This window comes from Thermostichus sp. MS-CIW-34 (assembly GCF_054060435.1).
This window is the reverse complement of record NZ_JBSSDE010000035.1, coordinates 1-19130: the sequence shown is the minus strand read 5'-3', so window position 1 is coordinate 19130 and position 19130 is coordinate 1. Positions and strand designations below refer to the sequence as shown.

Here is a 19130-nt window from a genome sequence, read left to right as displayed (position 1 = left end):
TTATCTCCATCACCTTTCAATCCTCATCGTCTCATCTATCGATCCCAGGGTGGCTAGCCGGCGAAAGCTCCCGGTTTTGGGCAGTGAAAAGTTAACTCAGAAAGACTCTGCTGACCTCGTCGCAATTGCAACACCCAAGATTGCCCTCGACCCGATTCAATCCCGATCTCAACTTAGGAGTCACGGTTCTATGGATCGCAAGCGGATATTGGTCTTCGCGGAGCAGGTGAATGGGGAATTGCAGCCCATTGGCTTAGAGTTGTTGGGAGCCGGGCGGCGGCTGGCCGATAAGCTGGGAGCCACCCTGAGTGCTCTTGTGCTTGGATACAACATTGCCCACTTGCCCCCAATTCTGATCGGCCACGGGGCAGATCAAGTCTTCATCGCCGATCACCCCGAGTTGGCCGAATACCGCACCCTGCCCTACCGCCGGGTGATCACAGACTTGATCAAAAGCTGGCCCCAACCACCCCACACCATCCTGCTGGGATCCACCACCACCGGGCGAGATCTGGCCCCCCGCTTGGCCGCCCACCTGGAGACCGGCCTGACCGCTGACTGCACCGAGCTGGACATTGGCCCCTTCGAGTACACCAACAGCAAAGATCCCAGCAAGTCCGGCCTCTTCCCCGACTGCCTTTATGCCATCCGGCCCAGCTTCGGCGAATCTCTCAAGGCTCGCATCCTTGGCCCCTGGAAAAACCCGCAAATGGCTACGGTGCGCCCAGGGGTGATGGTGCCTCTGCCCTGGGATGGATCCCGCCAGGGGGACGTGATCCCGGTGCCGGTCAACTTGGATCCCGGCGATCTGCGCCTGCAGATTGTGGAAACGGTGCGCAACCTGTCCCAGGCGGTAGATCTCACCCGCGCCAAGGTAATTGTTTCCGGCGGCTACGGGCTGGGATCCCCAGAGGGATTTGAGCTGTTGAGGGAGTTGGCCGCTTGTTTTCCCAACAGCGCTGTCGGCTCCTCCCGCAAGGCCGTGGATTCTGGGTGGATCCCCTATGCCCACCAGGTGGGCCAAACCGGCAAGACCGTCCGCCCCCAGCTCTACATCGCCTGCGGCATTTCTGGGGCCATTCAACATCGCGTGGGCATGGACAAATCCCAGACGATCATTGCCATCAACAAAGACAGCGCCGCTCCTATCTTCAAATTTGCCCACTACGGCATTGTCGGGGATCTCTACCAGGTGGTGCCGGAGCTGATCCGGCAACTGCGACAGAGACAGGAGGAGCTCCGAGAAGGCGCCGAGGGCCAGCCTTTCCAGAGCCTCGGCGAGCGGATCCCAATTTTGCAGAGTCGATGAGAGATGGTTGGCAAAAACGCTCTCAGTGCAGGGCCATTGTCAGCAGCCCCTGCTGCCCCAGCAACACCTCCCGCAACAGGGTAACCAGGCCCACCCAAACCACAGGGGCCATGTCCACACCTCCCAGAGGCGGGATCAGGCGGCGGGTCGGGCGCAACAGAAACTCCGTCAGGCCGACCACCAACGAGTAGGGCAACCGAGAAGTATCCAGTTGCGGATACCACGACAGAAAGATGCGCAGCACAAACAGGAGGGTGTAGAGCGCCAACAGTGGGCCAAGCACCCAAGAGGTGAGAATTGGCAGCATAGGTTACTCAAAGAACAGGTTTACTGGTGGCAGTTCTCTCCATTCTGCTCTAATTGGGAGGGTCTGCTGGAGTCCAGAGATACCTCGGGGAATGCAGGCGCTCGGCCCAAGTCAAACCCCAACTTTTTTAAACTTTAATTTAACCCTCTTCCCGAAAATGGCCTTACCGGCGGGGCAGCAACAGTTAAAGACTAGCGTCATAATAGACGTATCTTGCTGGACTGCAGGCAGGGATCCCATGCAAGGAAAACTACAAGAGATCGATATCCGCAGCATCCTTCAGCTCATCGAGCTGGGCCAGCGCACCGGTGAGCTTTTTGTAGAGGCCAGCCCCTCTGTCTACTGGTTTGTCTTCTTCCTGAATGGGCGGATTATCTACGCCTCTGAAACGGAAGGGAACATTGCCCGCCTCAGAGACTATCTGCACCGCTTCAAGCTGGAAGCCGCCCTGGAGGAAATTCAAATTCCCCACAAAGCCGCGGTCAACGCCCCCGAATACAACCGCCTCTGGTCTTTGCTGGAAAGCCACAAGCTCAACCCCAACCAAGGCAAGCAAATCCTGCTGGGCATGGTGCGGGAAGTCCTCTTCGACCTGCTTAGCCTCCACCAGGGTTCCTTCATTTTTGAGGCCGGATCCCCCCTGGCCCCCCAGTTGACCACCTTCCCCGTCACCCCCCTGCTCACCGAGATCGTAGCCCAAGTGCAGGAGTGGAAAAAACTGCACCCCTACATCCAAGCTCCCAACCAAGCTCCCACCATCGTCAACCCCCTGCCGCTCCAGCAAAACCTGCCCGCCCCCGTCTTCAAAGCCCTGAGCGAGTGGTCAGACGGCAAAACCAGCATTCGCCAGATGGGTCGCTACCTGGGTCGAGACACCCTGGCGGTGGCCAAGGCCATCTATCCCTACGTCCGCCAAGGGGCCATTCAACTGTCCGAGCCCGTCTTGATCGCGGAGCCCAAGCCCAGCCGTCCCCTCAAACCCAGCGATAAGCCCAGCCACATCCTTTGCATCGACGACTCCATGGCCATCCAAAAAACCGTAGAGTTCATCCTGCAAAACGAGGGCTACCAGGTTACCACCATCGGCAATCCTCTCAAAGCGCTGGGACAGGTGTTTCTTCTCAACCCCGACATGATTCTCTGCGATGTGGCCATGCCCAAGTTGGATGGGTATGAGCTGTGCGCCATGTTGCGCAAATCCAGCCAGTTCCGCGAAACCCCCATGATTATGCTGACCGGCAAGGATGGTTTTACCGACCGGATTAAGGCCCGCATGGCCGGAGCGAACGAATTTTTGAGCAAACCCTTTGCGGAAAAGGAGTTGTTGACCATTGTCGAATCCTACGTGGGCCCTCCCCCCAAACGGGGCGGTGGCGAATAGGCGTTGGGGTAGCCAAAATGTTGGCACAGAAGACTATAGGCGAAGTACTGGACAGAAGAGTGGCCTCACCGAAACAATAGGGGTAGCATGGCCGGCCCGGAGCCAGGGAGCCGGGTGAGGTTACAAGAGCAAACCTCAGTCAAAGCAGCCCGACGGTTGCGCGGGAGTGCAAAAGGAGCAAGACGGCGATGAGCAAAGTGCTGGTGGTGGATGACAACCGTACCTACCTGGAGACCATTTCCAGCTTGCTTTCCGAGAACGGTTTGGAAGTCTCCACAGCAACAGACGGCGTAGAGGCAATGGAGTGCATTCGCCAGCAGAAGCCTGATGTGGTGGTGCTGGATATTGTCATGCCGCGCATGAACGGCTACGAGGTATGCCGGGAAGTGAAGGGGGATGAAAGTACCAAACACATTCGCATCGTCATGTGTTCCACCAAAGACCAGACCTTTGATATCGAGTGGGCCAGGCGCAACCAGGCGGATGCCTATGTAACCAAGCCCTTTAAGCCCCAAGAGCTCCTGGCGACCATCAAACATCAATTGCGGGAGATGAATCGGAAATGAGTCGCGTTTTGGTGGTGGAAGATAGCCAATCCCAGCGGGAGATGATCAGCAAGCTGCTGCAGGAAAACGGCTTCGAGGTGATGACTGTGGAAGACGGGGTGGAGGCCGTAGAGGCGGTGAAGCAAAACAAACCCGACCTGATCGTGCTGGACATCGTCATGCCGCGCATGAACGGCTATGAGGTGTGCCGTCTTCTCAAGGCCGACCCTCTCACCCAAAAAACGCCCATCGTCATGTGTTCTTCCAAGGGCGAAGAATTTGACCGCTACTGGGGGATCCGCCAGGGAGCGGATGCCTACATTGCCAAGCCTTTCCAGCCCCAGGAACTGGTGGGTACGATCAAGCAATTACTGAGAGGCTGAGAGCTGCCCCTTCTGCTTCCACGCCTTTCGGCAGGTCCTGAGAACGACTCTGCGTTTTAAGCAGGGAGGGGGGCGGGATCAACAGTCCACAAGACTATCCATGCGGGGGAGCATCATGCTGGGGGATCTGGATTTATTGATGGGGGATGAGACCCAAGAGTTGCGGGAGATGGAGGCTCCCGAAGGTGAGCTATTCCTAAAGTTCAAGATTGCCACCGGGGAGGAATTTGCGCTGCCAGCGGTATCGGTTGTGGAGGTGGTGAGCATTGGCCCAGAGAAAATCACCCCCATGCCCAATGTGGCCCCAGTTTTGCTGGGCACGCTGAATTTGCGGGGCGAGATCATCTGGGTTGCAGACCTGGGGCAATTTTTGGGGATCAGCCCGCCCCTGAACATCGACCGAGCCGAGATTCCTGTGGTGGCCGTGATGGATCAACAGGATTTGCTCATGGGCTTGGCTGTGGATTTAATTGTAGGCATGGAGTGGCTGAAGACTGAATTGGTGCGGCCTGCCCTCACGGCTCCTGAGTCCATGGCTCCTTTTTTGCGAGGGGAATGGGTGGTGCCCGGAACGGGATCGCGCTTGCCATTGCTGGATCAGTCGGCCATCCTGCGATCCAATCGTTGGGGTTGACAGACGGCCCCCTGGGAGCTCAGCGGGAGGAAAGTGTATAGTTCCTATCAAAGATCCAAGCTAACTCCAGCCACAATGGGGAAAGTTGGACCAAATCTATCCCCTACCGATGCGTGTCGAGGCTGTTGAGGGTAAGCCCTGAGACGGCGGCAGAAAGGCCCACTCTTGCTTGACTGAATGTGGAAAAGGGGGGATAGCCTGCATCCATGGGGTTTTGAGGTGTTGGGGGCGTTCCGTTTGCATCTGTGTTGACGCGTGAACAGAGGTAGGCAAGCAGTGAAGGGAGGATCCATGGTTCCGAGCGCGAACAGTCAGAGAGACTACACCGATGCGATGGCCGCCTTTTGGCAGGGAGACTACGTCCGGGCGGTGCGGTTGTTCAACCAAGTGGCCGCTGCTGAACCGCAAGATACTGCTGTCAAGCTGCTGCTGGCTTTGGCACAAAAACAAGCTGGGCAGTTGTTGGAAGCTCGCCAAACCTACAACATCATTTTACAAACAGCCAGTGATCCCGATGAGCTGGAGTCGGCCCGGAAGGGTCTAGAAGAGCTGTTGCAAATGGCACCGGAGCTGGCGGATCTTCCCGATTCCCCAGAAGCGGACGAGTTTCGCCCTCCAGATGAGTTTGCCCGTGGGTCGGATGCCTTTTCGGAAGAGGCTTTCTCTGCTCCCGATCCCTTCTTGCAGTTCGAGGAGATGGGGGAAGAGGAGGCGGATCCCTTTGCTCAGAATCCCTTTCCACTGGAGGCAGACAGCCTTGGCAGCGATTTCATGGGGGAAGAGAGATTCAGGGATCCCTTGGAGACCGGCCTGCAAATGCCGGGAGCTGATCCATTGGGTTCATCTCACCCGATGCCGACCCATTCTCGGGTAACACCACCGGCCACCTCGCGACGGGTAGGCTCGGAAGAGGGCGGGCCTCAAACCGATCCGGTGGTCGAAGATGACTTTGCCTTCCTCAACGAGTTCGATCGAGAGCATCTGGAAGCCCTAGAAGACAACTTCGACTCCATTACGCAGTTGGCCGGCGATGCCGATTTTCCCGATGAGATGGGCTTCTCCCTGCCCGGTCTTGAGGAAGAGGAAGGGGGATCCCTGGAAGAAAGCCTGCCGACCGAATTGGCTGCCCCCATGAGTGAGCCGATCCCTGCCCCCGATGAAGATACTGCCAGTCCCGGCTCTGCCCTCTTCGAGCTTGACGAGCTAGACAGCCTGGATCGCGAACTTGCCGGCATGGATGGCGGTGAGCCGGTGGGTGCCTTCCGCCCAGATGAGGGGGCGACCGGGGGGATGAGCCCAATGGCGGAGACCGGCAGCGGAGCGGCCCAAGTTCTGCAGCCTCAACGTCTGCCCACGGCCTCACTCCCCATCCCCAGTGCAGGCGAACAAGGGGCAAGAACCTCTGCCGGGATCGCCAACCGACCGATTGGGGATCGGCAATTGGCCATAGCGCTTATCCAAGGAGCTGTGAGTTTGGCTGCCGGCTTGGCGATTGGCCTTGGGATCCCGGCCAATGGGGGAGCTCGCTTGATTGCCGGGGTGATTGGAGGCGGGCTGATCGGCACAGGAGCAGGGGTTATCCTTGGAGCCAGCAGTGCCAAACAAGTTCGCTCCACCGCCCAAGAGCTGGCCGGCCACTTTGCCGCCTTGGCCCAGGGGAATTATTCAGTACGAGCCACAGCCAACACCCACGATGAGCTGGGGCGCTTGGCCGACAGCTTTAACCAGATGGCGGCTGCCCTTGAAGCCAACTTCGCCGAACTGAGCCAACGGGCTGCCGAGCAAGGGCAAGCTAAGGAAGACCTACAGCGCCAGGTGATTCGCCTGCTGGACGACGTGGAAGGGGCTGCCCGTGGAGACCTGACCGTGCGGGCAGAGGTGACTGCCGACGTGCTAGGGGCTGTGGCCGACTCCTTTAACCTGACCATTCGCAGTCTGCGAGACATTGTCAGCCAGGTGAAGCGGGCTGCTGCCGCCGTGAACGATGCCGCCTTGCAGAACGAGGACTTTGCCCGCAGCCTCTCTGCCGATGCTTTGCGCCAGGCGGAGGAGATCTCCAACTCCCTCAACTCCATTCAGGAGATGACGGACTCCATTCAACAGGTGGCCAGCAACGCCCGCGAAGCGGCCAACGTGACCGCCCAGGCCACAGAAGCAGCCGCTCGAGGCGGAGAAGCTGTGGATCGCACGGTGAGTGGCATCCTGGAGATCCGCGAAACCGTGGCAGAAACCACCCGCAAAGTGAAGCGATTGGCGGAATCCTCGCAGGAAATTTCCAAAATCGTGGCTTTGATCTCTCAAATTGCCTCTCGCACCAACCTGCTTGCCCTGAACGCCAGTATCGAGGCGGCCCGAGCCGGGGAATCGGGACGGGGTTTTGCCATTGTGGCCGACGAAGTGCGACAACTGGCCGACCGAGCCGCCAAAGCCTCGAAGGAGATCGAGCAGATTGTGTTGCAGATTCAATCGGAAACCAGCAACGTGATGACGGCCATGGAAGAGGGCACCCAACTGGTGATCGAGGGGACGCGGCGGGCAGAGCAGGCCAAGAACAGCCTGGACGAGATCATCGAGGTCAGTCGCCGGATCGACGAGCTGGTGCGGGCGATCTCTCAGGCCACTGTGCAACAGACGGAAACCTCTCGCTCTGTGGCGCAGGTGATGCAATCGGTGGAGTTGACCGCCAACGAGACTTCTAAAGAGGCGCAGAAGGTGGCAGCTTCGCTCCAACAGTTGGTGAGCATCGCCCGCGAGTTGCAAACTTCTGTCGGTCGCTTCCGGGTTGGGGATGAATGAGCAAATTTGCTGTTTTGAGGGCATTCTAGGGGCAAGGATCCCCATGAAGGAGAAGTCCCCGCTCTTCAATGGCAGTGGGATCCCCCTGTTGCAACTGTTGGCCGGACTTTTCGCCCAGGCGAGCCTCACCCTGTCCGGTCTGTTATTACTGAATGAAAACTTGTGGGCTGTAGGAAGGGCCTCCTGCCATGAATGAAGAAGCACAGAAGCGGATCCTCAGTTATTTCATCGAAGAAGCCCGCGACCACTTGGCAACGATTGAACAAGTGCTCCTCAGCCTGCGGGACAGCATGAGCGATCCCGAGCTGATCAATGAGCTGTTCCGAGCTGCTCACTCCATCAAGGGGGGAGCTGCCATGCTGGGCCTCACCAGCATCCAACGGACGGCCCACCGCATGGAAGATTTTTTCAACATCTTTCGCTCTCGCCCAGGCGGAGTGCCCGTCGATCAGCACCTGGAAACCCTGCTGCTGCGGGCCTTTGATGGGCTTTCGATGTTGTTGGAGGAGCTGCAGAGCCCCCGCGGCCTCACCCAGGAAGTCAGCAACACCACCCTGGCGGAATTGGAGCCGGTTTTTCAAGAGACCGAAAGGCACATTCAAAATCTTCTCGGCGAGGGCCCTGTCTCAGCTCCCGTCTCGCCGCCGGCGGTTCGCACCCTGCAGCAGGACATGGCGGAGGTGGTGCCGCAGCAGTTGCGCCAGATGCTGGAGCTGTTTAAACAACGGGATCAGGCAGATGTCCGAGAGCGTTTGGTGGCGGCGAACGCCGTTCTCAAGGAGATCGGGCAAGTCCATCATCTGGCGGGCTGGCAACAGTTGACGGAAACCTTCGAGCAAGCCCTGGGCAACCCCGATGCCGACCTGCGAACTTTGGCTTTGGTTGCCTTGCGGGATTTGAAGCAAGGGCAGCAGCTTATCTTGGCCGGCAAGCCTGAGCAGGTTGCCCCTTCTTCAGAATTGCAACAATTGGCTCGCCCTGCCGCCCCTCCTGCCCCGCCGGATCCCCTTGAGGTGGTGGTGCATCAGCAGATCCCGGCCTTGTTGCGCCAGATGTTGGAACTCTTCAAACGTCCCGACGACCCAGCCACTCGACCGGCCCTGCAAGCGTTGGCGCAATCTTTGCAGGATTTGGGGCAATCTTCGGCTCTGGAACTGGGAGGCTGGACAGACTTGACCCGCTTGGTGGGCGAGATTTTGGCGGATCCCGGCCAGGATTTGCGGCAGTTGGCCCTGCCGGTGCTGCGAGATCTGAAGCAAGCCCACCAGGCTCTGGCCAATGGAGCGGCAAACACCATTCAGCCCTCGGCTGAGCTGCTGGCTTTCCGCCCTGTTCCGGCAGCCCCTGAAGAGCCAGAAGTCTGCGAGCCCTTCGAGCTTGGTCTGGCTTGGGAGTCTGAGGCAGAGCCGCTGTTCCCCCAACCCGAGGAGGGTGCCTCCGAGGATTGGGCTGTGGCTGCTGGGATCCCTGCGGAGGAAGGCGCTACCCCCGATCTGAGCTGGGAAGCGGTAACCCTCGCTGAGACATCCTTTCAAGAGGATGAGCCCGGAGCTGCCCTGTCGCCGGAGCAGGAGAGCGCAGAGGCAAGCGGAGATCTGGCGGCGGAACAGCTCTCATCCCTATGGGAAGTGGGCACTGCTGAGGACTCCGTCCCGCTGGCGGGAACAGATTCAGAGCACCGATCTGCTCCCGCGGAAGAGGGGGATCTGGATCTGAGTTGGCCAGGGATCCGAGCCGAAGCGGCTTGGGAGGAAGACTGGAGGACAGCTGCCGTGCCGGCAGAAAGCCCAGAAGAGGACGGGCAGGGAGCTGACTTGGCCTCTGTTGCGGACGACTTCGGTCGCGTTAGCGGAGCGGAGCTCTATGCCACTCCCTTGGATCTGGAGGAAGAAGCCACCTCAGCCTTTGACGAGCTGTTTGCCAACGCAGAAGCGCTATCCGATATTGAAGAATTCCCAACGGAGCTGATCCCCTCCTCTCCTGAGCCCCTCTTGCAGACCTTTGAGGATCTGAGCCCAAGGTTGGACGAGGAGAGAGCTGAGGCCGATCTGGCGGAGCTGTTTGCCGAAGTGGTGGGTGAAGGGGCAGAGGGGTTTGTCTCTGCTGAGCCTGCCTGGGATGCTGAACAGGAGCCGACTGCCCAGAGCGTTGCTGCGGAAATGGGCGAGGGATCCGGCTTTGTCCCAGACGAAGCCGCAAGTGCCGGGGTAGAGGCCCTATTTGAGCTGGAGGAACTTCCCGTAGAGAGTGCTTTCCGGCAGGAAGGGTCTCAGCTTCCTGACTTGGAGGCCGTTCCCGCTGGTGAGCCGGAGGCCGATCCTTGGGCGGCTGAACCGTCCCCACCCCTTCAGGAAGCCCTTGAGGACAGGGAAATCGCAGCAGATCTCTGGGCTGAATTTTCCGCGGATATCCAGCTAGAGGATTTTTCCATCCCAGCAGATTATCTGGCAGAGTCGGGATCCGACGAGGTGGGATCCTTAGAGTCCGCTGACTCTGCTGCCTTCGATACTGCCGAAGACAGCCTGGAGAGCTTTTTTTCCACCCCTGCGGCAGAAGCCGATCCGGCTTGGTCGATGCCGGAAGCAAGTGAACCTTCCGTATTTTTGGATCCCTCTTTTGGCCCATCCCTGGACATCGCTGAGGCTGATGCTGCCGAAGCTGAGCAACTGGGGGATCTCTTTATCGGCGAACCCTTCCCCACGTTGGACGAGCTTGCCTCTCTACCCGACATGGCCAATGAGCCGAGGGAATCGCCAATTCCAGACTTCGGAGCCGAGCTGAGCCTAGGGGATCTCTTCGCCGGCGAGACCCTCGAGGAGGCGTCCGATGGGGACTCCATCCCCCTGACCCAATCAGCAGCTGGGGACACAGCAGAAGCCCAGGCGTGGGCGCTTCTGGAGGAGCTGTTCCCGGTTCAGGAGGAGTCTTTCGCAGACCTGCAACCCACGGCTGAGGAGGCAGTCGCCCCTTCCCCCGAGCTCTCCTTCGACCGTCTCGATGCCCTATTCACCCAGGAATCCGACCCAGAAGAACTGAGCCTGGGGGCCAGGGGATCCCTCTCGGCCATGGATAGCGACAGCCAGGTGGATCTGGATGAGTTGAGCCAGTTCTTTGCAGAAGGGGAAGCGCCCCAAGAAGAACCCCCCTTGGATCTTGCCACCTTCCTGGAGGACACAGAAGCTTTGCAAGCGAGCAGCCTGGCGGAAGTGCCCGTGTCTGAGCCAGAGCCGCCGGTTGCCGCACTGGAGGAAGAAAATGCCCTCCAGCCTGCGGAGGACGATCTGGAAAGCCAGTTGGCCAGCCTGTTTGCAGAGGATGAATCCTTAGCCGTTCCTGTTGGCGAGGCCGAGACCCCAGAGGAAGAGGCGCTGGAAGCTGCTCCGGCTCCCCGTTTGGACGATTTGGCCGCCCTCTTCGACGCTGCCGAGCCGGCGGTAACCCCTGAGCTAGAAAAGGCTATCGCCCCCCTTGTGGGATCCCCTGCAGCCGCGAGCGGCGAGGCTGCTGACGACTTTGCAGCCCAGCTGGAATCGCTCCTGGGCGATCTCGAGGTTCCTGCCCAAGCACCTGCTGCGGCGCCAGCACCTTCGCCGCCAGTTGCTGCTGCTGCTCCAGCAACCCCCACCCCAGCAGCAGCTGCCCCGGCGGCAACTGGGCCGACTTCACGGCGAACTGCTGCCCTCAGCAACCCTGTGATGCGGGTGGAGGTGCGCCACCTCGACTCCATCAACAACCTAGTGGGAGAGTTGGTGGTCATCCGCAACAGCATGGAGCAAAACCAAACCCGTCTGCGCCAGTTTCTGGATGGCCTGTTGGGCCGTGTGCAACAGCTAGGGGATCTGGGCCAGCGCATGCGGGATCAGTATGACCGCTCCTTGCTGGAATCGGCTTTGTTCTCCAGCCGCAGCAGCTCAGCCTATGGCGGCACGGTAACGGTGGGCTTCGGTCGAAATGGGGAGGGATCCAGCCGAGGAAGGCGGAGTCATTCCTCCGGCCAAGAGTTCGACAAGCTGGAGATGGATCAGTTTACGGCCTTCCACGCTCTGGCCCAGGAGATCATTGAGCTCATCGTGCGGGTGCGCGAGTCCTCCTCCGACATCGAGTTTGCCGTGGATGAGGCCGAGCAGATCACCCGCCAATTCCGGCAGGTAACCACCCAACTGCAAGAGGGCCTGAACCGGGCGCGCATGGTGCCCTTCTCGCAAGTTGCCGACCGCTTGCCCCGCGCCATTCGGGATCTCTCCATCAAAACGGGCAAGCAGGCCAGCCTGGTGGTGGAAGGCCGTGACACGCTCATCGACAAGGCCATCCTGGAGGAGCTCTATGACCCCATGACCCACCTGGTGAACAACGCCCTGGTACACGGGATCGAGACCCCTGAGGAGCGGCGGCGGGCGGGCAAGCCCCCTGAGGGCAAGATCACCGTCAAGGCCTTCTATCAGGGCAACCAAACCATCATCATCGTCTCGGACGACGGCGCCGGGATCCCGGTGGAGAAGGTCAAGGCCAAGGCCCAAAGGCTGGGGCTGCTGTCGGAGCAAGCCGATGAAGACGAAGTGTTCAACGTTCTCTTCCACCCTGGCTTCAGCGTTCGCGAGGCCAGCGAGGTGGACGATCTGGCCGGGCGGGGGGTTGGCTTGGATGTGGTGCGCCGCAACATCACCGATCTGCGCGGCAGCATTCAAGTGGATTCTGCGCGGGGCAAAGGAACCACCTTTACCATCCGCCTCCCCCTCACCCTGAGCATTTCCAAGGCCATGGTGTGTGTCAGCGACAAAGCCCTGATCGCCTTCCCCCTGGATGGCGTGGAGGAGATGCTGGATGTTCCTGCCGACGAAGTTCAGCCGGATGAGCAGGGGCGGCCCTCGATTCTCTGGCGGGATCAGCGCCTTCCCTTCCAGCCCCTCTCAAATCTGCTGGCCTACAGCTGCAGCCACAGCCGCAGCCGTTCCGAGGTGTACAGCATCACCCAGGATGAGGGCATTATTCCCATTGTCATCCTGCAAAGTGCCGGCCAGTATGTTGCCCTGCAGGTGGACAGCTTCGTGGAAGAGCAGGAAATCGTGATCAAGCAACTGCGCGGGCCTGTGCCCAAGCCACTGGGCATTTCTGGGGCAACGGTGTTGGGGAACGGGCGGGTGCTGCCGATTGCCGACATCATCGAGCTGGTGGACATAGCCCACGGTCGCCGTCGGGATCTCAACCGCTTCTGGCTGGATCACCGGGATGAGGAGCCAACCCCAGAAGAGGTGCGCCAGACCACCGTGTTGATCGTGGACGACTCGATCACCGTTCGGGAGCTGCTCTCGATGTCTTTCCAGAAGGTGGGCTACCGGGTGGAACAGGCGCGGGATGGCCAGGATGCCTGGGAAAAGCTGCGCGGCGGCCTGCCCTGCGACCTCATCTTCTGCGACATCGAGATGCCGCGGATGGACGGCCTAGAACTGCTCACCCGCCTGCGGGAAGACAGCAACTTCAAGCATCTCCCGGTTGCCATGCTCACCTCGCGGGGGGCAGAACGGCACCGGCAAACAGCACGGGAGCTGGGAGCAACTGCCTACTTCACCAAGCCCTATCTGGAAGAGGAGCTGCTCAGCGCTGCTGCCCGCATGTTGAGGGGAGAACAGTTGTTGGCGCCCAACCCAACTTCCTAATCGCGACAGCGGTGCGGTTCCCGTTCAGCTAGAAATCGCAGGAGCCCCGCACTGTACCCGTAGGGTCAGTGCCGGGAGGAATGCGCTTTGATGAAGTACAATGAACTCATGAGCCAAGTCCTGACCATATCCTGTAAGCTCAAGGTGTCCCCGTCGCAAGCCGCCAAATTGGACGCGACGATGGATGCCTTTGTACAGGCATTGAACTGGGTCAACCAAAACACACCAGAAAAAGTAGTCAACGCAGTCAAACTCCAATCCCTTTGCTACTACGAGATTCGAGCCCGGTTTGGCTTGTCCAGTAACTTGGCTCAACAGGTGTGCAGACGGGTAGCGGGTTCCCGCAAAGTGGCTAAGCAGAAAAAGCGTCCCGTCAAGGAGTTTAAGAGCGGCTTTGTTACCTACGACGCCCGTATCTTTTCGTTCCGTCAAAAAGACTGGACGGTGTCGCTGACCACGGTGGAAGGGAGAGAACGCTTTGAACTGGCCATTGGCAACTACCAGCGTGGGATGCTGGCTGGTTCCAACCCCAAATCTGCCACCCTGGTCAAGCGCAAAGATGGCTCCTACTACATCCAGATTTGCGTAGAGAAAAAACCACCCAAGCAACAAGATACCGACAAGGTGATCGGGGTGGACTTGGGAAGGACGGATATTGCTCATACATCGGAAGGAGATCACTGGAATGGACAGCAGTTGAGCAGAGTCCGAGACCACTACTCCCGGTTGAGGGCGGTACTCCAACGCAAAGCCAGTAAGGGCACACGCAGTTCGCGGCGCAGATGCAGAGAACTGTTGCAACGGCTGTCTGGCAAGGAGAGGCGCTTTCAGGCGTGGGTCAATCATCGCATCTCCAAAGCTATTGTCTCTAGGGCAAAGGCTACCAACAGCGCTATTGCCCTGGAAGACCTGACAGGGATCCGAGAAAGGGTCAATCAACAGCCACGCAGCAAAGCTGAGCGGCACAGGGCCAACAGTTGGGCGTTCTACCAGCTTAGGATGTTTGTGGTCTACAAGGCTGCCATCGCCGGAGTACCTGTGGTGCTGGTTCCGCCTGCCTACACGTCGCAGACCTGCCACCGGTGTTTGCACATTCATCCCGACCCTGCGCAATCCTACCGCAATGGGAAGCAGTTTAAGTGTGGGCACTGTGGATGGGAAGGGGATGCGGATTTGAATGGTGCGAATGTGATTGCGCTTTTGGGGGCTGTCGTAAACCAGCCTAGAGGTTCGGGCTTGTTTTGTTCTCTGGTAGAGCAGAGCGGGCTCAGGGCTACTGAAAGCCCGCTCCGTACCGCTTAGCGGTCGGAGCCGGGTAGTTTACTGTGGCGCAGCAACATAGGGTGCTGTAGGCATGGCACTCTCCCATCAGCGGGTGCCGAACAGGCGATCCCCTGCATCTCCTAGGCCGGGGAGGATGTAGCCGTGCTCGTCTAGGCCATCGTCTACAGCAGCGGTATAGATTGGCACATCTGGGTTCTGTTCGTGGAAATACCGGATCCCTTCTGGGGCGGCCACCAGGCAGATGAAGCGGATCGACTGGGGTCGGGTTTGGCGTAGGCGCGCTACAGCCGCTGCTGCCGAATGGCCGGTGGCCAACATTGGATCCACCACCAGCACCTCACGATCTTCGATATCGGTGGGCACCTTGAAGTAGTACTCGATGGGGATCAGGGTATGGGGATCCCGATATAGGCCGATATGCCCCACCCGTGCTGATGGGATCAGCTCCAGCATGCCGTCGAGGAGCCCTTGGCCGGCCCGCAGGATGGAGACAAGCACCAACTTTTTCTCTGCCGCCAACATCGGCGCCAACATTGGGGCCATCGGGGTTTGAATGGGCTGTAGCTTGAGGGGCAGATCGCGGGTCACCTCGTAGGCCATCAAGAGGCTGATCTCCCGCATCAGCGCTCGGAAGTCGGCGGTTGTAGTTTCAACACGGCGCATGAGGCTGAGCTTGTGCTGCACCAGAGGGTGATCGATGGTAATCACCTGGGCCACCATGCTGTGCTCCTGAGATAATCGGGATCCCGTGATGGATGCCAGAATAGCAGAAGCGCTTGCCCCCCCGGTGGGCCGAAGGCTTTGTCTGCTTGCTGTTGTCAAGGGGAGTAATCCGTGCAGATCCGCTTTGCTGTGGTGAGCGATCCCCACGTCGCCCTCCCTTCCACCCTTTGGGATCACCCCAGCCGATTTCACCTGGTAGAGGTGAGCATCCCGGCTCTGGAACAGGTTTTGCAGCATCTGGTGCAGTTGCCTCTGGATTTTCTGCTGTTGCCGGGGGATCTGACCCAGCATGGGGAGCCGGAAAACCATGCATGGCTGGCAGAGCGGCTGGCTCGACTGCCCTTTCCGGCTTTTGTGGTGCCCGGCAACCACGATGTGCCCCAGCCCGAGGCCAGCGGGCGCTCTATTGGTTTGGCGGATTTTCCCCGCTACTACCGAGCTTTTGGCTACGAGGATGGGCAGTCTTTGGATTACAGCCGGGTTCTGCGGCCAGGGATCCGTTTGATCGGCCTCAATTCCAACCATTTTGATGCTCAGGGTCAATTGGTGGGGTGTCTAACCCCAGAACAACTGACCTGGCTGGAGAAAGAATTGGCGGCAGCCGAGGAAGAGCTGGTGCTGCTGATGGTGCACCATAATGTGGTCGAGCATCTGCGCGGCCAGTCTCTCCATCCCTGGGGGCGTCGCTACATGCTGGAGAATGCCTCTCAGTTGCGGCGGCTGCTGCAAGCTTATGGGGTGCAACTGGTGTTCACCGGACATCTGCACATCCAGCACATCGCCCGACGAGGGGGGGTTTACGACATTACCACCGGCTCTTTGGTCAGCTTTCCCCACCCCTACCGCCTTGTCGAGCTCCGGTCGGATCGAGAGACCGGAATCCAAGTCCATATCCAGAGCTACCGGGTGGGATCTCTGCCCGATTGGCCCGATTTGCAAGCGTTCTCCCGGGAGTGGATGGCCCAGCGCAGCGAACCAGCGGTGGTTAAGTTTTTAACCTCCGCACCGCTGAATTTGCCTTTGGAACAGGCACAAGCCTTGGCCCCACAATTGCGCTACTTTTGGGCAGCGGTGGCTGCCGGGGATCCAGACCTCACTTTCCCCGACTTTCCCCAGCCAGCAGGCCGATTTCTGGAGCGTTTCAGCCGTTGTTTTCGCTGCCCGCCTGATAACCAGGCCCAGTTTCGTTTGACTTCGATTTTCTCTTTTCCAGTTTCTAAGGATCCCCCCGAAGGGGGAACCTGCAGATACCTACATCCTACACATACAGGTAATCTTGTTTCCAATTTCTAGGGATCCCCCCGAAGGGGGAACCAAATAAACGCTCTAGACAAGACAATGATGGATTAGCAGATGTTTCCAATTTCTAGGGATCCCCCCGAAGGGGGAACGGTTGATTCCGCTACTCAGTGGACGCTCCACTGAGGTGTTTCCAATTTCTAGGGATCCCCCCGAAGGGGGAACGAAAAGCAACATTGTCGAAGTCCTCAAAAAGGAGGTGCACCCGTTTCCAATTTCTAGGGATCCCCCCGAAGGGGGAACAGCCGACCGAATTCGAAATAAGTTGAAAGAAACTTGGTCGTTTCCAATTTCTAGGGATCCCCCCGAAGGGGGAACTTGCGGTGGACGAAGATGGGTTTATCGTCTGGAATCAGAGTTTCCAATTTCTAGGGATCCCCCCGAAGGGGGAACGTAACAGGGCCGAGGAGAACATATTCTCCACCAGTTTGTTTCCAATTTCTAGGGATCCCCCCGAAGGGGGAACATGAACGAAAAACTGAATATGGCTACTCCGGCTGTGGTTTCCAATTTCTAGGGATCCCCCCGAAGGGGGAACTCACTATAGTCTTTAAAGTTAAACTGGAGTCCTCGAGGAGTTTCCAATTTCTAGGGATCCCCCCGAAGGGGGAACTGGCCTGTGAACTAGACGACGAAGAAGACTAGTCCCCCAGTTTCCAATTTCTAGGGATCCCCCCGAAGGGGGAACAAAAGTGAGCTGGCTAGATGCTGGCCGATTTGTTCGGTTTCCAATTTCTAGGGATCCCCCCGAAGGGGGAACTCGCGACATAATCGGAGACCCCATTAAATAAACCTCCGGTTTCCAATTTCTAGGGATCCCCCCGAAGGGGGAACAAGCACTTATACATAAGTCCGGCTGTGTGAGGCCAATTTCAGGTTTCCAATTTCTAGGGATCCCCCCGAAGGGGGAACGATCCCTGGGAACTACGGCGAAGCAGTGGTGCGGCATGTTTCCAATTTCTAGGGATCCCCCCGAAGGGGGAACATCAGCCTTGGCTGCGCCAGGGATCCAGCAGTAGTCGTGGGTTTCCAATTTCTAGGGATCCCCCCGAAGGGGGAACCACAAGTTGCATAGCCCAGCACCACGGGCTATAATAAAAAGTTTCCAATTTCTAGGGATCCCCCCGAAGGGGGAACTTTAGAGACCGGCTGGAACCGGATAGGACGGCCCAGTCAATGTTTCCAATTTCTAGGGATCCCCCCGAAGGGGGAACAGAGGAAATGGCGCAGCGAAAAGCTGTCGTCAAAAAGTTTCCAATTTCTAGGGATCCCCCCGAAGGGGGAACGAGATGTCACGGGCCACCACCCGCAACGTCACTCCGCCAGTTTCCAATTTCTAGGGATCCCCCCGAAGGGGGAACGCGGTAGATTTGCTCGACAGGTGCGTACCCTGAAGGCAGTTTCCAATTTCTAGGGATCCCCCCGAAGGGGGAACACCACGAGGGTAAGAGCCCCAGTGCTGGACGGTTCCGGTTTCCAATTTCTAGGGATCCCCCCGAAGGGGGAACACCCATATTTCGCAGTGGGAGGTTACGTCCGGGGCACCAGTTTCCAATTTCTAGGGATCCCCCCGAAGGGGGAACTTCCGGCAGGCGATCTCCAGGGCTTGCCAGTCGTGTTGTTTCCAATTTCTAGGGATCCCCCCGAAGGGGGAACCCTAGTTATACACTAGGTAGCTATCGTAGTACTCCCCGAAGTTTCCAATTTCTAGGGATCCCCCCGAAGGGGGAACCCACCCCACTGGTAGGACAAGAAGGCCCCCTCCACCTTGTTTCCAATTTCTAGGGATCCCCCCGAAGGGGGAACACAACCTGGCGACAACCAGGTTTTGGCCAGCGCAATTGTTTCCAATTTCTAGGGATCCCCCCGAAGGGGGAACATAAAGGGAGGTCATTATGAACGTGTTCAAATTCGCGTTTCCAATTTCTAGGGATCCCCCCGAAGGGGGAACATAACTTAGATTGGTACGCCACTCCGGGTGGAGTTGGCTGTTTCCAATTTCTAGGGATCCCCCCGAAGGGGGAACATCTACCCAGCATACTTGAGGAACCCTCAAACTCTTGTTTCCAATTTCTAGGGATCCCCCCGAAGGGGGAACCAGAATTTCATCGGATTCATAACTACCTCCCTTATCGTTTCCAATTTCTAGGGATCCCCCCGAAGGGGGAACCTCCAGCACCCAGGACTATTCCTGGGTGTTCTTTTATGTTTCCAATTTCTAGGGATCCCCCCGAAGGGGGAACGGTAGTGGTCGCACTGCCGGGTTTAGCCCCACTGGCAGTTTCCAATTTCTAGGGATCCCCCCGAAGGGGGAACACGAAGAAATGTTTCCCGTTAACAAGGCAGGCTTGTTGTTTCCAATTTCTAGGGATCCCCCCGAAGGGGGAACAGGAAGGCTGGCTCGTACTGGAGGAGAAGGAGGGTGAGTTTCCAATTTCTAGGGATCCCCCCGAAGGGGGAACGAGATCGAACGATACAGTGACTAGGAAACTCACTGTTGTTGTTTCCAATTTCTAGGGATCCCCCCGAAGGGGGAACAGGAGGTTTACTATGACTAGACCACTAAGTCGTGTGTTGTTTCCAATTTCTAGGGATCCCCCCGAAGGGGGAACTGTTCTTTATTTCCCGATAAGGGAGAGGAGCAGACAGTTTCCAATTTCTAGGGATCCCCCCGAAGGGGGAACAAAAGAGCGACTATCAAGCTGCCTACTAGATCAGGTAGTTTCCAATTTCTAGGGATCCCCCCGAAGGGGGAACTCCAAGATGGGTTAATCCGCAACCAAGAGCGTGTTAAGTTTCCAATTTCTAGGGATCC

The 19130-nt window shown here is 58.3% G+C and carries 10 protein-coding genes, 1 pseudogene and 1 CRISPR repeat array; of the genes and pseudogenes, 9 read left to right on the top strand and 2 right to left on the bottom strand.

Annotated elements, in window-relative coordinates; genetic code table 11:
• Positions 1-190 precede the first annotated feature (190 nt).
• Positions 191-1309: an electron transfer flavoprotein subunit alpha/FixB family protein gene (locus ACVWYY_RS11420; protein WP_457403519.1), complete on the top strand. Its 1119-nt coding sequence runs from the start codon at positions 191-193 to the stop codon at positions 1307-1309.
• Positions 1310-1331: 22 nt separating this feature from the next.
• On the opposite strand, the gene ACVWYY_RS11415 is transcribed toward ACVWYY_RS11420, so the two are convergent.
• The gene (locus ACVWYY_RS11415; RefSeq protein WP_011433534.1) at positions 1332-1616 is read right to left on the bottom strand and encodes a YggT family protein; all 285 of its coding nucleotides are present in this window, start codon (positions 1614-1616) and stop codon (positions 1332-1334) included.
• Positions 1617-1854: 238 nt separating this feature from the next.
• Between ACVWYY_RS11415 and ACVWYY_RS11410 the strand changes: the two genes are divergently transcribed.
• From ACVWYY_RS11410 to ACVWYY_RS11380, 7 genes are all read left to right on the top strand, one after another.
• Positions 1855-2997 (top strand): response regulator, encoded by a 1143-nt coding sequence (locus ACVWYY_RS11410; RefSeq protein WP_414350115.1) that lies wholly within the window; start codon positions 1855-1857, stop codon positions 2995-2997.
• A 188-nt stretch (positions 2998-3185) separates the two neighbouring features.
• The gene (locus ACVWYY_RS11405) at positions 3186-3563 is read left to right on the top strand and encodes a response regulator (RefSeq protein WP_414328794.1); all 378 of its coding nucleotides are present in this window, start codon (positions 3186-3188) and stop codon (positions 3561-3563) included.
• Entirely contained in the window at positions 3560-3925 is a 366-nt protein-coding gene (locus tag ACVWYY_RS11400) for a response regulator transcription factor (protein WP_011433531.1), read from the top strand. The genes ACVWYY_RS11405 and ACVWYY_RS11400 overlap by 4 nt, the downstream gene beginning before the upstream one ends.
• Before the next feature lie 115 nt (positions 3926-4040).
• A complete protein-coding gene (locus ACVWYY_RS11395; protein ID WP_457440606.1) occupies positions 4041-4559 on the top strand; it encodes a CheW domain-containing protein in 519 nt (172 codons plus the stop codon).
• A 291-nt stretch (positions 4560-4850) separates the two neighbouring features.
• The gene (locus ACVWYY_RS11390) at positions 4851-7355 is read left to right on the top strand and encodes a methyl-accepting chemotaxis protein (RefSeq protein ID WP_457440604.1); all 2505 of its coding nucleotides are present in this window, start codon (positions 4851-4853) and stop codon (positions 7353-7355) included.
• 188 nt (positions 7356-7543) lie between these two features.
• The gene (locus ACVWYY_RS11385; RefSeq protein ID WP_457440602.1) at positions 7544-13009 is read left to right on the top strand and encodes a response regulator; all 5466 of its coding nucleotides are present in this window, start codon (positions 7544-7546) and stop codon (positions 13007-13009) included.
• Positions 13010-13117: 108 nt separating this feature from the next.
• Positions 13118-14311: an RNA-guided endonuclease InsQ/TnpB family protein gene (locus ACVWYY_RS11380; protein WP_457440600.1), complete on the top strand. Its 1194-nt coding sequence runs from the start codon at positions 13118-13120 to the stop codon at positions 14309-14311.
• Between the two features lie 66 nt (positions 14312-14377).
• Here the strand turns inward: ACVWYY_RS11380 and upp are convergent, their stop codons facing one another.
• Positions 14378-15013 carry a uracil phosphoribosyltransferase gene (gene upp / locus ACVWYY_RS11375; RefSeq protein WP_414329961.1) on the bottom strand — a complete coding sequence of 212 codons (636 nt, stop codon included), beginning with the start codon at positions 15011-15013 and terminating at the stop codon, positions 14378-14380.
• Between the two features lie 114 nt (positions 15014-15127).
• On the opposite strand from upp, the pseudogene ACVWYY_RS11370 reads away from it, so the two are divergent.
• A pseudogene (locus tag ACVWYY_RS11370) lies at positions 15128-15781 on the top strand (metallophosphoesterase family protein); the annotation flags it as partial.
• A 440-nt stretch (positions 15782-16221) separates the two neighbouring features.
• Positions 16222-19072: a CRISPR direct-repeat array (repeat unit 36 nt; unit sequence GTTTCCAATTTCTAGGGATCCCCCCGAAGGGGGAAC).
• Positions 19073-19130: the final 58 nt, after the last annotated feature.